The sequence below is a fragment of the Providencia sp. PROV109 genome, from assembly GCF_033681625.1.
Lineage (GTDB): Bacteria > Pseudomonadota > Gammaproteobacteria > Enterobacterales > Enterobacteriaceae > Providencia > Providencia hangzhouensis.
In genome coordinates this window covers 612,380-626,044 of the sequence record NZ_CP096320.1, presented here as the reverse complement: position 1 = coordinate 626,044, position 13,665 = coordinate 612,380, and the positions used below count along the sequence as shown (strand labels likewise).

Below are 13,665 nucleotides of genomic sequence, written 5' to 3'. Positions count from 1 at the left end.
CAGCCAAGCTCATGGGGTGGCAAGTCGCAGACAGAAGCGCGAACTCATTTCGATTAAAGATGGGAGCCATCTTCGATGTTTTTGGGCCTGATTTTACGATGGAATTACACCAGGAGAGTAAGAAGCACGCCTTGGCTCATAGTCATTATAGTAACTACGCTAATGTGGTCTCTCGATTTGATGATTTTCTGCGCTGGTATGACGATGATCCGATAGACAGACCTTCCTTAAACGCTCACGTGCTCCAAGATCCAGTCTTTGTATATCAGCTTTTCTGGAGCTTTCAGCGCTGGCATTTCGAAGGGTACTCCGAGCGGAGCCAAACCCAACCGACGGAACGGGTGTTGGCAAACCTTCAGCGCCAATGGATCAGAATCATCTGTTGGGCAAAGTCTGTTCTGGTTAGCGGAGGGCTTATGTGTTCCCCGCTTGGCGATGTGTGGCCCGAAGGGAGCAAAAAGCTCACTCGATTCCTCCATGAAGTAGGCCACCATCGATACGCTGATGGTGAATCCCTTGTATCACAAAAGCTTTTGACCCAGATCCCACTGTCTGTCACAGATAAGGAGGCAACGGAGCTTCTATTCAGACAGATCGAAGACGACTTCAATAAAGTCGTTCGGTGGGCTCGACGGGAGATTGATCACATAGCTCATCGTTTGAACGTTATTGATCAGGCCTGCGATCAAGGGGATCTGATAACGCTAGGTTCTCGAATATCTGCTCGGGCTTATGGCCAGCCTGTGATGGGGATGAACAGCCTTATCAGAACTGTAAAAGAAACCCACAACGGATTTGCAATCATCGACCACGCTATGCGCGGCCACTTGGTAAGCGCAACAGGGAGTTCTTTTTCAACATCGGAGTTAGCGGCGAATCTGGCTATGCCGACGAAGTATGCGATTGCTCCCATCGCTCTCTGGCTAGTAGCGCAGCATCCCGTTCTGACCGAGGCATCTCTATTGAAATGCGAGTTATTCGACCGAAACGGTAAGCGAACCGGCTTTGTTAAGACCGACTCTGGATCTGTGCTTGTTGTGAAGAAAAACCGGAAAGGGAAGCAACAGGAGGTTGTACTGAGCGACGACGCAGCTTCGGTGGTCGAGCTGCTTATCCAGATCACGGCCCCGGTTAGGCGCTATCTCAAGGAGAAAAGGGATGATGCCTGGCGACGATTGTTCATCGTCGCGGGTGGTCAGGGCTTTCAGGAACCTTACACTTTCACAAACCAGACCAGCTTCGCCAAGATCCTCCGGCAGAAAGCCTTTATACAAGCTCATAGCGCCGAGTTAGGAGACATGGTCTCCGTATTGTCGCTGGCCCGGATAAGGGCTACCGCAGGTGTTCTCGTCTACCTCAAGTCGTTAAGCATAGAGAAAATGGCAGAGTCACTAGGCAACTCGAAACGAGTCGCCATGAACCATTATCTGCCGCCTACCATCATGCAGTTTTTCCAAGAGCGGTGGGTCAGGATTTTCCAAAACGCGGTGATTGTCCACGCTATGAAGGACTCTCCTTATCTGCTTGATGCAACGGACTTTAGCAGCATGAGTGAGTTGGATATGTTTCTAGAGGCGCATGCCCTTCGAACGCCGCCTGAAGAACCCGAACAGCTGAGTAGTTCCTCTGAGCAAATATCTGGTTCGTCAGATCCAGAGATCGTTATTTCTATCGATGAAGGCGTTCTTGGTGTGCTCCTCTCGCTAAAAATGGCCGTTGAGCAAGCTGGCCCACGTGCGGCGGGAACGGCTGTGTACTGGAGCCAGTTCGCAGCGAAGATAGAGGCTCACATTGAATCTGATGGTTATCTAGATCCATATATCCGCGGTTGTCTAGTTAAGGCTAAGGGGATAGCGAATCCTCAACAGTTTGAGGGTCTAGTCTATGGATGATAGCAGCGCGCTACCTCGCGAATTGGACTTCATAACGCGATCAGTCGATGCGGATCTAGGACTATTCCGAAGCGCTGAATGGCTCAATTCGAAGTTCGATGACCCAGTATGGAGCGCTCGTTTTGCCGAAAATGGCAAGAGAGACACTGTTATTGATTTCAGGGTTAGGCTCGATGATGGGCTACTGCTCACCCACCCAAGACATCACAACCTTTTGGAAAGCATAAAGGCATATTTATGTCTGTCGTCCCATCCGTTGGCCACCGGAGGCAGCCAGCTTGCCCCGAAGACGGTACAGCAAAGGGTTCGTACGACCTTAGGTATCATCGACTACTTTCTCCTGAGAGCCGAGCATTTCCAACTGGCATCCCATCAGTTCAAGCTAATTACGCCGCATGACATAACTGAGTTCATGGCTGTGTTGGCTACTGATCAGTACGCTAAGAACAATCTCTACGCTGCGCGTGAAGAGCTACAGCGTTTCCTTCGCCTCAACAGCCATCAGGTTACGAAGCTGGAGACACAGTACGTTCTATCAAAGGTTCCTGGAATCGCTATTGTTGATGATGTAGATGAGAGCAACCTTGGCTTATCAGAGTCGGAGATTGTTGCGGCTAGGATTTTTCTGTGGATCAACGGAAACTACAAACGCATACCGATTAAGGCGGGTAGTCATGGGCATTCATTTTTTAGTCATCAAGTTTCTCCAAACAGTATCTACTCTGAAATTTATCATGAGCGAACTTTAGTGACGCCTAAATTCCGGGGGCTGGTGCTGGACGAGCTCCACTTTAGCCCATCCGAGAAGACCTTTAGAGAGTATCCCATGGTTTCGTCCATGGTTCTGTATGATGATCCACTTCCCTCTGAGGCTGGGGTTGATTTCTACCGACAATCGCTTAAACGGATGGAACTCCTTAAGCTCTGTGGGCTGGACCATATCAACCATCTTTCGCTAACAGCCTTGGATAATAGAGCTTTCCTCGGGCAACTTAAGATGAAGGGCACCGGGCGTTACCGGTCGCTGCCTCGGGACGTCGTATTTTCATCGTTTCGGAACGCAGTGGAGTTCTACTTAGATTTGGGTCAGGTCCTTATCGATGGTTATCTGGCCTTGGCGCGAGAGGCTGATGCACGTGGATGTGCCATCGGGGATTTGACCCAATCTGAAACGATAGAGCTGATCCCAAAGAGGTTGCGAGACATCGGAGTAAGTATCTGGGATCTCTCGGCAGATTTTCGCGGGCAGAACCGTGGAGGCGGTAGCGCTCTGTTTTTTAAGCGGTTCAGAGAGAATGAGGGACTGCTCCAGCTAATTGAGGTACTTTATGGTGCCATCTGGATAATACTCGCTGCGCTTAGTGCCAGACGTTCTGGAGAGCTTAGGGATCTTAAGGCAGATACCTGCCTTGTTAAGAAGTCCCATGGCTATTATTTACAGTTTGACTTGCGGAAACGGAACTTCGGCAAGACTCGTGAACAGGTCCTTCGTCCCATTCCCAATGTCGCGGCCCGGTGCATTCTGAGCTTGGGTGATCTTCGTCAGAAGCTCTCCTTGCTTAGTTCAGTTACGATTTCAGATAGGCTGTTCAGCAAGCCTCATTATCGCGAAGTTGGCCTGTCTGCGATGGGTTCAGTAGACGCGGCCAAGGTGCTAAACCGCTTTTCTGACTATTTCGAAGTCCAACAGGACGCTACTGGGCATCGTTATTACATTCGTACCCATCAACTTAGACGCTTCTTCGCTATGACATTCTTCTGGGCCGGCGGATTTGGCGGCCTAGACACACTTCGGTGGTTTTTGGGTCATACGAATGTCGAGCATGTTTATCACTACATCACAGAGACCGTTCCAGGAGAGGTGTTGCGAAGAATCGGTGCCGAATACGCATCTGATGCACTTCTCATAGGGCAGAGCAACACAGAAGATCTGGGTAATCTCCTACGTGAGCGTTACGGATTGTCATCATTTTCCATCATGCAGTCGGATGAAGTCGCAGACTATATCGAAGACCTAATGATGGAAGGGTTGCTAAAGATAGAGCCAGTCTTCTTCGACACACCGACAGGAAAGCGCCATGAGATCCTCTTTAAAATCACCGGAGAAAATTCATGAAGAAAGCATCACGGCAGGTGTCTGCTCAGCTTGAGATTAGCAACAGATCTGTTCTTTCTCGCGTTGAGTATCTCGAATCGATTATTCACTCACCCGCCGAGCATCAAGAAAACATAACACTTTTGATCGCTTTGAAGAGCCAAAGTGGACTTGCAAAGCTGGCGGTTAGCGAAGCTTTTATTTCTCCTATGTCTCTCAATACGCTTAAGAACAGAGCGAATGACATACTCCCTGGTGGGTTTACGACTATTGATCACCTGAGACGCCAGGCCGCAAAAGCTATTCACGATTCAACCGTAGTCAAGCCTTCATCGTCCTCTATAACCAAGCAGGACCTCAAAGATAAGATTAAGGCTCAGGAAAGGACCATCTCTCAGTTGTGGGATGAAATCGCACTGGTTACGAATGTTTTTAGAGAATCAGTAACACTCGCCCAACAGTTTGCCGAGAAATGCCCAGACCCGGCAGATCTGATCCTTTTCAAAAAGCGCCGTAGAGAGCTGCTTTTAATGTTCTCATTAAGCAAGCGGCCTCAGACGCCTTTACATGAGAGCCCGTCCAATGCCGAAGGATGAGAAACTCTATAATCTAACGAGCGATGTTTTCCGATTACCTTACGGGGTTGATCGAAATAGCCACGTCCTCAGCGTCAGAGCTGATAACATTCCGCTTCTCTGTTGGCCCGATGGCAGGCCGTGCACCGAGGCGAACCTATATATGCTGCACTGTTTTGAGCGTGGACTTTCCCGTAAGGAAGGCGGTGGGACACTTACTCAATATGCCAAGCTTCTTTCACACCTTATTCGCTTTTGCTTTAACAACAACTACTCATTCATAGGGTTGACTGATTCTCGCTTTTCACTATTCATCAGAACGCTCCAAGGAGAAATGGATCCACGAAAACCAGAGCAGAGAAAACGGAGAGCAGCCCATGTGGCAAACATAGGGAGAACCTGCCTCGGCTTTTTAGGATTCGTTGGAGAACTCTATCTAGAACCGTCGTTCGTCGGCGCCGCAGGAACGATCAGGGCTGAGACGAAGGAGTTCAAGCTGGCTGGTCAGAGAAAGCAGATAGTCCATACCTATTGGCATCACCATTCCTTTCCTAACCCCGAGCCTCCAACACGGCGCTTACCTATCAATTCTACAAATATCGCAAAACTGATCGAAGTGATTCCGGATGTGAGCACGACGACCTATCAGAGAAGACGGCGTTTCATTCTGGTCAAGCTTTTGGAGATTACTGGGGCAAGGCGAGTTGAGATCGCGAACATCAGAGTCGAAGACATCTATAACGCGAGGAAGATGAAGCAAGAGCCTGTTCTCAAGGTCTTCACCGCCAAGCGCTCGGGAGGAAGGGAAGAGTACAGATACTTGCCGGTTTCCAAAATGGACCTTGAATTGATCGTAAATTTCATCGAAAAGTTCCGACACCGGATCATTAAGAAGACCATCGGTAGCGCTAGTGACTTGGGCTATCTGCTGATTTCGGAAAGTAGTGGACTAAGGCTCGCTACCGAGACGCTGACGAATGAACTACTGCTGCTTGCCAAGGCTGCCAAGATCGAAGAGCAAGCCTGCGCACACATGTTCCGGCATAGATTCATTACCAAGCTTTTTGTGGCTTTGATTGAGCAACATGAATTCGAAAATGGGGACGATTTTCGGCGTGCTCTCCTGGATGGTGAGACCCTCAAGAGAAAGGTTCAAGAGTACACGGGGCATACTTCGATCAGTAGTCTTGAACCGTATATTCACTTGGCTTTCGAGGAAGTGGCGAGGTTTGGAAGTACCTTAGACCTGATTAAAGCAAAGCTTGCCGTTGAATCGCTACGGTCCAATCTCAAGGACATTGCTATCGAACTCAGACACGGCAGGAGTCCTACTGAATTGAGCGCCCTCCTCCGCGACTATATCGACTTGGCGCTGGAGGAACTCAGTAGCGCCTCAATTTCTACAGAGAGCTGACAAGATATGGGCAGAATGAGTTCATATGGGAATCCAGCGCAGGATTATGTTGAGCAAACGCTCGACCTTAACGAGCTTTGCATCAAACGACCGGCTGCAACGTTCTTTGTGCGTGTTGAAGGTGATTCTATGATTGATGCTGGGATTCACCCAGATGATATTCTGGTGGTTGATCGCTCTGTCCAAGCAGAACACGGTGACATTGTCATCGCTGGTATCCATGGTGAACTCACGGTAAAGGAGCTTCAGCTAAGGCCGTGCGTCATGCTGCTCCCAAGAAACCAGGTGTATGAGCCCATTCATATTCCTGAAGGGACAGAGTTAGAGATATTTGGTGTGGTCACCAATGTGGTGCGAAACATGCGCCGCAAGTCGTGAGTATCCCATGCCTGTATTTGCCTTGGTGGACTGCAACAATTTTTACGCCAGTTGTGAGAAGCTGTTTCGTCCTGATTTAAAAGATACGCCGGTTGTGGTGCTGTCTAACAATGACGGCTGCGTGGTTGCACGCTCACGTGAAGCTAAGTTACTCGGTATAAAAATGGGCGTACCCGTCTTTCAGATCAAAGCTGAAATGCAGCGCCATGGCATTTTGGCATTCTCGTCCAATTACGCGCTGTACGCAGATTTGAGCAGTCGAGTGATGCGCACTTTAGAAGAGATGGCACCACGAGTAGAGGTTTACTCCATTGACGAAGCGTTTTTGGATTTAACCGGTATTGAGTCGGCCATATCCCTTGTCGAGTTCGGACAAAAAGTGCGAGAGCGCATAGGCCACTGGATTGGGATCACCGTTTGTGTAGGCATTGCACCGACTAAAACACTCGCCAAGCTGGCTAACCATGCCGCCAAGAAATATCCCGCCACTCAGGGCGTTGTAGACCTGACCAACCCAGATCGGCAACGTCGATTGCTCGATTTAGTCCCGGTTGATGATGTTTGGGGCGTTGGTAAACGGCTTTCTAAGCGTTTAAATGCGTTGGGTATCACCACAGCCTTAGACCTAGCCAATGCCTCTCCTAGAGCCATCAGAGACCAGTTTTCCTGAGGTATCCCCAGAAATTCTGTAGTTAAAATAAAATGTTAGTTGATTGGGGAACATTCATGGCGGTTCCTGATCTGATCATTCGCCAAAACTCCCACACCGCGGATGCTCACCATGAATGTAAAAGCTATGCTCGCTGATTTCCTCACCTTTGTCACGCCAAAATCAATGCATAAAGCCCGATTTTCGGTTTTGCTAGATGCGGTAACCGCCCTGGCAAAGGATGCGTGTTGCACCGTTACTGCGATTGGCCGGGCGATGCCTGGCTCTTCAGATAAGGTCAGTATCAAACGGGCAGATCGTCTACTCAATAATCCTAACCTGCAACGAGAGCTGCCATTGATTTATGCTGCGCTGACGGCTTCTATTGTTGGCCATAAAACTAAGCCGATGATTTTGGTTGACTGGAGCAATGCCGATACTGCCAAGCGACACTTTATCCTGCGTGCCAGCATTGCCGCTGACGGTAGAGCGTTGACTCTGCTACAGAAGATTGCCGCCGCAGAAGATTATACCTGCCCACACCTACACGGGGCGTTTTTAAAGCAGCTTAAAGCCATGCTACCCAAGGACTGTAAGCCCGTAATTGTCACTGACGCGGGGTTTAAAGTTCCATGGCTGAAACAAGTGCGTAAGCTGGGATGGCATTATGTAGCTAGAGTTCGAGGCAATGTGAAGCTTAAATTGGCAGAGCAGGACAAGTTTATCAGTGTTAATCAGCTTTATCGGCAAGCGAAGAAGGATCCAAAAAGTGTAGGAAAAATCATGCTTGCCCAAACACAACACTATGAAACGCAGGCCGTCCTGGTTGGCAAAGGTTATAAGCTATTGAAACGCGATAAAAATAAGACGTATAAGGAACCATGGTTGTTGGTGTCATCCTTAGCTGACTGCCATGGGTATGCGGATAAAATTGCTAAGTGCTACAGTAGCCGAATGCAAATTGAAGAAAGCTTCCGTGATCAGAAAAGTCACCGCTATGGCCTGGGTAGCGATTTGCATGGTACCAAGAAGAAATCTCGCTTAGAGATACTGCTACTACTGGCCGCATTGGTTAATTGGTTTCATTACCTGCTAGGTAGCGCAGCGGAGAAAGCGGGTTTGCACCTGCGTTATCAAGCTAACACCGTTAAAAATAGGCGGGTATTGGCCCTGAATTTCCTTGGGATATTACTTTGCAAAGAACCCAAACAGCGAATACGCAGGCAATATTATCAGCAGGGACTTAAACAAATACTACAGTGGGTGGTTCAGTGGGACTGGGCAGTAATCAAACAGGCTGATAGCTGATTGTATGAATGGAAATTTTGTGGGGATCCCTCAGGTTGTCTAGACTTCTTTTAACAGTAAAGTTATCATAAAACTGAATTTTATTTTTTAGGTAAGTTTATGCATTCTATCCGCATTCGTTAAGACACAACTATTTGCATAGTGACACTATTTTATAATGGTGGGCTTTTGTTGTGTCTTTAAGAATATATGCGGATATATAAAGTAAAAGTATGCTTAATTTATAAGTATGCTTTTAGTGCATAGTTTCCAGTTATAACTTAATTGACTAGCTATTTGTCCACCCTGTGGATGAATAGCTTTTTTTTTGGGAGGACACTGTGATGCTAGCTTTTGTTTTCACCTAAATCCTGTTTGCTGCATAAAAAATTTCAAGAGCTAAACAGGAGTAAATAAAAATGAGTTTAATTATTAAAGCGAGAAACATACGCTTGGATTATGCTGGGCGTGATGTTTTGGATATTGATGAATTGGAAATTCACTCTTATGACCGTATTGGTCTTGTGGGTGATAACGGAGCAGGAAAGAGTAGTTTACTCAAAGTACTTAATGGCGAAATTGTTTTAGCCGAAGCGACATTACAGCGTTTTGGTGATTTTGCACATATCAGCCAACTGGGCGGAATCGAAATAGAAACGGTCGAAGACCGGGCAATGTTATCTCGCCTTGGTGTTTCCAATGTACAAAACGACACAATGAGTGGCGGAGAGGAAACTCGTGCAAAAATTGCTGCCGCATTTTCCCAACAAGTACATGGCATTCTAGCGGATGAACCAACCAGCCACCTTGATCTCAATGGAATAGATCTACTTATTGGTCAACTTAAAGCATTTGATGGAGCATTACTTGTTATCAGTCATGACCGATATTTTCTTGATATGGTTGTAGACAAGATATGGGAGTTAAAAGACGGTAAAATTACGGAATATTGGGGTGGTTACTCGGATTACTTGCGTCAAAAAGAAGAAGAGCGACAACACCAAGCCGTAGAATATGAGCTGATGATGAAGGAACGGGAGCGATTAGAATCTGCTGTGCAAGAAAAACGCCAGCAAGCTAATCGATTAGACAATAAGAAAAAAGGAGAAAAATCCAAAAACTCTACCGAAAGTGCTGGACGACTTGGGCATGCAAAAATGACTGGCACCAAGCAAAGAAAACTGTATCAGGCAGCTAAGAGTATGGAAAAGCGTTTGGCTGCATTAGAAGATATTCAAGCACCAGAGCATTTGCGTTCTATTCGTTTTCGTCAAAGTTCAGCCCTAGAACTGCACAATAAGTTCCCGATTACGGCAGATGGTCTGAGCTTAAAATTTGGTAGCCGTACTATCTTTGATGACGCTAACTTTATAATACCGCTTGGCGCTAAAGTCGCTATAACTGGATCGAATGGAACAGGGAAAACGTCCTTGTTAAAAATGATATCAGAACGTGCTGATGGATTAACCATATCTCCAAAAGCTGAAATTGGCTACTTTACACAAACAGGATATAAATTTAACACGCATAAATCTGTGCTCTCCTTTATGCAGGAAGAGTGCGAGTACACAGTTGCGGAAATTCGTGCAGTATTGGCTTCAATGGGGATCGGAGCGAATGATATTCAAAAAAACTTATCCGACTTATCGGGAGGTGAAATCATCAAACTGCTTTTATCCAAAATGCTTTTAGGAAAATATAATATTTTGCTTATGGATGAACCAGGAAACTATCTTGACCTAAAAAGTATTGCCGCATTAGAAACAATGATGAAGTCCTATGCAGGAACTATTATCTTCGTATCTCATGACAAGCAATTGGTCGATAATATTGCTGACATTATCTACGAGATCAAAGACCACAAAATCATCAAGACTTTTGAGAGAGATTGTTAATGATAGCCAATCTAATCCGAACATTAATTATTGAACTCTTTAAAGGAAATTAAAAATGACAATTCAAGATATTCAATCACTTGCTGAAGCACACGGCTTGTTGCTTACGGACAAAATGAATTTCAATGAAATGGGCATTGATTTTAAGGTCGTTTTTGCTCTTGATACAAAGGGGCAACAATGGTTGCTGCGTATTCCTCGTCGTGATGGCATGAGGGAACAAATCAAGAAAGAAAAACGCATTTTAGAATTGGTAAAAAAACATCTTTCTGTAGAGGTTCCTGATTGGAGAATTTCATCTACAGAATTAGTGGCTTATCCCATACTTAAAGATAATCCTGTTTTAAATTTGGATGCTGAAACCTATGAAATAATTTGGAATATGGACAAAGATAGCCCGAAATACATAACATCTTTGGCAAAAACCTTATTTGAAATCCATAGTATTCCTGAAAAAGAAGTTCGGGAAAATGATTTGAAAATTATGAAACCTTCAGATTTAAGACCTGAAATAGCAAACAATTTGCAGTTAGTAAAATCTGAAATTGGTATAAGTGAGCAATTGGAAACCCGCTACAGAAAATGGTTGGATAATGATGTTCTATGGGCAGATTTCACCCAATTTATACATGGCGATTTATATGCTGGGCATGTACTAGCTTCAAAGGATGGAGCTGTTTCAGGCGTTATTGATTGGTCAACAGCCCATATAGATGACCCAGCGATTGATTTTGCTGGGCATGTAACTTTGTTTGGAGAAGAAAGCCTCAAAACTCTAATCATCGAGTATGAAAAACTAGGGGGTAAAGTTTGGAATAAACTATATGAACAGACTTTAGAAAGAGCAGCGGCCTCTCCTTTGATGTATGGTTTATTTGCCTTAGAAACTCAAAATGAAAGCCTTATCGTTGGAGCAAAAGCTCAGTTGGGAGTTATATAATTTAAAAATATGATTGCTGAGAACTGCCTTGTTTTGAAACTTGGTTGGCTTTAATTAGTTTTTAGTATTCTTTATAGAAAATGCCTCGATCAAGGGGCATTTCTAACAATCATTTAACATAAAATTTCTTATACGAAATGCTTGATATTTCTCTTTAAATATCATTATATTAACGTAAGCCGTTCTGGAGTATAGGGCACCAGAACGGCTTTTTATTGATTATTCATGTTCCACGATCACTAATTGAGCGATGTTCCACGGTTTTATTCAGTTTTAATAAACATCATCCGGTTTTTTGAGGAGTCATTATTTCAAGTGCTTGCACTGAAATTGGCTCTTCAAAAAACTGGAGTCTTGGCTAACCATATGGAAGGAAAAAGCGGCTTAGGAAGCCTCTCTTCTTCTGTTCTGGTTCAACATGCTCCGGGATAGGAATACGCTTATTGTCTTGCTGAGGAGTAGTCAATTCGTCATAGTTCGTTGCTAGTTCCGACCGAGGATCCGTTGCTATATCCTGTTTAAAGCTCTGATCGGTAAAGGTAGTCATATTGGCTTTTGGTGCTTCTAGTAAGCGCTGCATAGCTTCAATCTGTTCTTGATAAAACGATTCACGTTCTAAAGATTGATTTTCTCTCTGTATTGCCTGATTTAATTGTTTTTCCAGTATGTCAACTTGACGTTTTAGTAAGTCAACTTCTGTCAAGTTTTGACTGTTAATTGATTGACTTTGATTGACTGTATCCTCTTTTTTTTGTGGTTCCCCAAAAACTCTTAGGGCCTCTGAAAAGTCAATTAATCCATCAGATCCTTTAGATAAATTTCCTTTGTTTATATGTGCATATATGGCTTGTCTTGAATATCCATAAAGCTTAGCTAACTCTGAAACTGACAGTTTTTTCATTATGTAAACCAGTTTTCAACTTGTGTTAATACCTGACTGTTAACTTAACAATTTCAATTAACAATGTCATTGAAATCCTAATTTTCTGAGTAAAGGAAGTAATTCCTTAAATTTCTCTGCATCTTGCAGCATGGCAGCTATACGTACAGCAAACTGCTGATAGCTTTCTGTGCCTTGTGAATATTTACTCATCTCAGGAAGCTCTGAGAGCTTGTTGGCGAATAGATGGCGTTGTTTATCTGTTATTTTTGAAAAGAGGTCTAATGTATTCGGATCTCTTTTAGATTCGACTGAATGCGTGGCTGATTTTTTCTGTTTAAAGCTAAATGAAAAACCAGTAATAGATCTACCTGTTTTATGCTGTTCAACTTTGACAATAATATCGGTATGTTCATTTACTTGTTTTAATGCAATGTCTAAAACATATTTTTTAAAATCATACATTCGTTTGTATTCAGTCTCGAGTACACCTATTTTTTGTCTAAAATCATACATAGTTATGAGAGGCGTTTTTCCAGTACTACGCCATGCAATCAATATTTCATATAAACGAACAGCATAAGCACTTGTTAAATTACTTATTTGTTGTATTTCATACTTTGTAAATTGTTCTTCTAACCTAGTAATTAAAGGCACAATAGCAGGGGCAAAAATAAGTCTAACGACAGCTTCATTATCAATATAAGCCACCTCGCTCACCCATCTTGATTTGTGATTAATAGTGTTACCTTTTTCACTAAGACTCTGATAACTGAATTGTCTTGCAAACAAGTCATCGCAAGCATCTTTTAACGCCTGATAAGCCGTATTTCGATGTACACGGCACTGTTGCAAATAGTCGGTGGTGATAAACTTATCATCCCCTTTTGCTGATGGAGCTGCACATGAACCCATTCAAAGGCCGGCATTTTCAGCGTGACATCATTCTGTGGGCCGTACGCTGGTACTGCAAATACGGCATCAGTTACCGTGAGCTGCAGGAGATGCTGGCTGAACGCGGAGTGAATGTCGATCACTCCACGATTTACCGCTGGGTTCAGCGTTATGCGCCTGAAATGGAAAAACGGCTGCGCTGGTACTGGCGTAACCCTTCCGATCTTTGCCCGTGGCACATGGATGAAACCTACGTGAAGGTCAATGGCCGCTGGGCGTATCTGTACCGGGCCGTCGACAGCCGGGGCCGCACTGTCGATTTTTATCTCTCCTCCCGTCGTAACAGCAAAGCTGCATACCGGTTTCTGGGTAAAATCCTCAACAACGTGAAGAAGTGGCAGATCCCGCGATTCATCAACACGGATAAAGCGCCCGCCTATGGTCGCGCGCTTGCTCTGCTCAAACGCGAAGGCCGGTGCCCGTCTGACGTTGAACACCGACAGATTAAGTACCGGAACAACGTGATTGAATGCGATCATGGCAAACTGAAACGGATAATCAACGCCACGCTGGGATTTAAATCCATGAAGACGGCTTACGCCACCATCAAAGGTATTGAGGTGATGCGTGCACTACGCAAAGGCCAGGCCTCAGCATTTTATTATGGTGATCCCCTGGGCGAAATGCGCCTGGTAAGCAGAGTTTTTGAAATGTAAGGCCTTTGAATAAGACAAAAGGCTGCCTCATCGCTAACTTTGCAACAGTG

At 45.0% G+C, this 13,665-nt stretch carries 11 protein-coding genes and 1 pseudogene; 10 read left to right on the top strand and 2 right to left on the bottom strand.

The window, feature by feature from the left end; translation table 11 throughout:
- The first annotated feature begins 11 nt into the window (after window positions 1-11).
- From M1F25_RS02770 to M1F25_RS02730, 9 genes and pseudogenes are all read left to right on the top strand, one after another.
- Window positions 12-1,892: a hypothetical protein gene (locus M1F25_RS02770; protein WP_181489215.1), complete on the top strand. Its 1,881-nt coding sequence runs from the start codon at window positions 12-14 to the stop codon at window positions 1,890-1,892.
- Window positions 1,885-4,008 carry a site-specific integrase gene (locus M1F25_RS02765; RefSeq protein ID WP_025441397.1) on the top strand — a complete coding sequence of 708 codons (2,124 nt, stop codon included), beginning with the start codon at window positions 1,885-1,887 and terminating at the stop codon, window positions 4,006-4,008. Before M1F25_RS02770 ends, M1F25_RS02765 begins: the two co-directional genes overlap by 8 nt.
- The gene (locus tag M1F25_RS02760; protein WP_025441396.1) at window positions 4,005-4,583 is read left to right on the top strand and encodes a hypothetical protein; all 579 of its coding nucleotides are present in this window, start codon (window positions 4,005-4,007) and stop codon (window positions 4,581-4,583) included. Before M1F25_RS02765 ends, M1F25_RS02760 begins: the two co-directional genes overlap by 4 nt.
- 313 nt (window positions 4,584-4,896) lie before the next feature.
- The gene (locus tag M1F25_RS02755) at window positions 4,897-5,976 is read left to right on the top strand and encodes a site-specific integrase (RefSeq protein ID WP_158088367.1); all 1,080 of its coding nucleotides are present in this window, start codon (window positions 4,897-4,899) and stop codon (window positions 5,974-5,976) included.
- 6 nt (window positions 5,977-5,982) lie between these two features.
- Window positions 5,983-6,354, top strand: coding sequence for a translesion error-prone DNA polymerase V autoproteolytic subunit (gene umuD / locus M1F25_RS02750; RefSeq protein WP_181489213.1), 372 nt, complete (start codon window positions 5,983-5,985; stop codon window positions 6,352-6,354).
- 7 nt (window positions 6,355-6,361) lie between these two features.
- Window positions 6,362-7,021: pseudogene (locus tag M1F25_RS02745) on the top strand (Y-family DNA polymerase); the annotation flags it as partial.
- A gap of 105 nt (window positions 7,022-7,126) precedes the next feature.
- A complete protein-coding gene (locus tag M1F25_RS02740; protein ID WP_002001451.1) occupies window positions 7,127-8,311 on the top strand; it encodes an IS4-like element ISEc29 family transposase in 1,185 nt (394 codons plus the stop codon).
- A 398-nt stretch (window positions 8,312-8,709) separates the two neighbouring features.
- Complete coding sequence (gene msr(E), locus M1F25_RS02735) at window positions 8,710-10,185, top strand: ABC-F type ribosomal protection protein Msr(E) (RefSeq protein WP_000052512.1); 1,476 nt, start codon at window positions 8,710-8,712, stop codon at window positions 10,183-10,185.
- A gap of 55 nt (window positions 10,186-10,240) precedes the next feature.
- A complete protein-coding gene (locus M1F25_RS02730; protein WP_000155092.1) occupies window positions 10,241-11,125 on the top strand; it encodes an Mph(E) family macrolide 2'-phosphotransferase in 885 nt (294 codons plus the stop codon).
- A 358-nt stretch (window positions 11,126-11,483) separates the two neighbouring features.
- Here the strand turns inward: M1F25_RS02730 and M1F25_RS02725 are convergent, their stop codons facing one another.
- Window positions 11,484-12,026: a plasmid replication DNA-binding protein gene (locus tag M1F25_RS02725; protein ID WP_004896925.1), complete on the bottom strand. Its 543-nt coding sequence runs from the start codon at window positions 12,024-12,026 to the stop codon at window positions 11,484-11,486.
- A gap of 66 nt (window positions 12,027-12,092) precedes the next feature.
- Window positions 12,093-12,920, bottom strand: a complete 828-nt coding sequence (gene repM, locus M1F25_RS02720) for a replication initiation protein RepM (RefSeq protein ID WP_000534216.1) — start codon at window positions 12,918-12,920, stop codon at window positions 12,093-12,095.
- Here repM and M1F25_RS02715 point away from each other — a divergent pair.
- On the top strand, window positions 12,911-13,615 hold the full coding sequence (locus M1F25_RS02715) for an IS6-like element IS26 family transposase (protein ID WP_001067858.1): 705 nt from the start codon (window positions 12,911-12,913) through the stop codon (window positions 13,613-13,615). The two genes, repM and M1F25_RS02715, sit on opposite strands and share 10 nt — an antisense overlap.
- The last annotated feature ends 50 nt before the right edge of the window (window positions 13,616-13,665 follow it).

What these genes read in the sequence shown, in the direction of transcription:
- M1F25_RS02730 (WP_000155092.1), top strand. Translation starts at nt 10,241, where the DNA reads ATGACAATTCAAGATATTCAATCACTTGCTGAAGCACACGGCTTGTTG.
- M1F25_RS02740 (WP_002001451.1), top strand. Translation starts at nt 7,127, where the DNA reads ATGCTCACCATGAATGTAAAAGCTATGCTCGCTGATTTCCTCACCTTT.
- repM (WP_000534216.1), bottom strand. Translation starts at nt 12,920, where the DNA reads ATGGGTTCATGTGCAGCTCCATCAGCAAAAGGGGATGATAAGTTTATC.
- umuD (WP_181489213.1), top strand. Translation starts at nt 5,983, where the DNA reads ATGGGCAGAATGAGTTCATATGGGAATCCAGCGCAGGATTATGTTGAG.
- M1F25_RS02765 (WP_025441397.1), top strand. Translation starts at nt 1,885, where the DNA reads ATGGATGATAGCAGCGCGCTACCTCGCGAATTGGACTTCATAACGCGA.
- M1F25_RS02715 (WP_001067858.1), top strand. Translation starts at nt 12,911, where the DNA reads ATGAACCCATTCAAAGGCCGGCATTTTCAGCGTGACATCATTCTGTGG.
- M1F25_RS02755 (WP_158088367.1), top strand. Translation starts at nt 4,897, where the DNA reads ATGGATCCACGAAAACCAGAGCAGAGAAAACGGAGAGCAGCCCATGTG.
- M1F25_RS02725 (WP_004896925.1), bottom strand. Translation starts at nt 12,026, where the DNA reads ATGAAAAAACTGTCAGTTTCAGAGTTAGCTAAGCTTTATGGATATTCA.
- M1F25_RS02770 (WP_181489215.1), top strand. Translation starts at nt 12, where the DNA reads ATGGGGTGGCAAGTCGCAGACAGAAGCGCGAACTCATTTCGATTAAAG.
- M1F25_RS02760 (WP_025441396.1), top strand. Translation starts at nt 4,005, where the DNA reads ATGAAGAAAGCATCACGGCAGGTGTCTGCTCAGCTTGAGATTAGCAAC.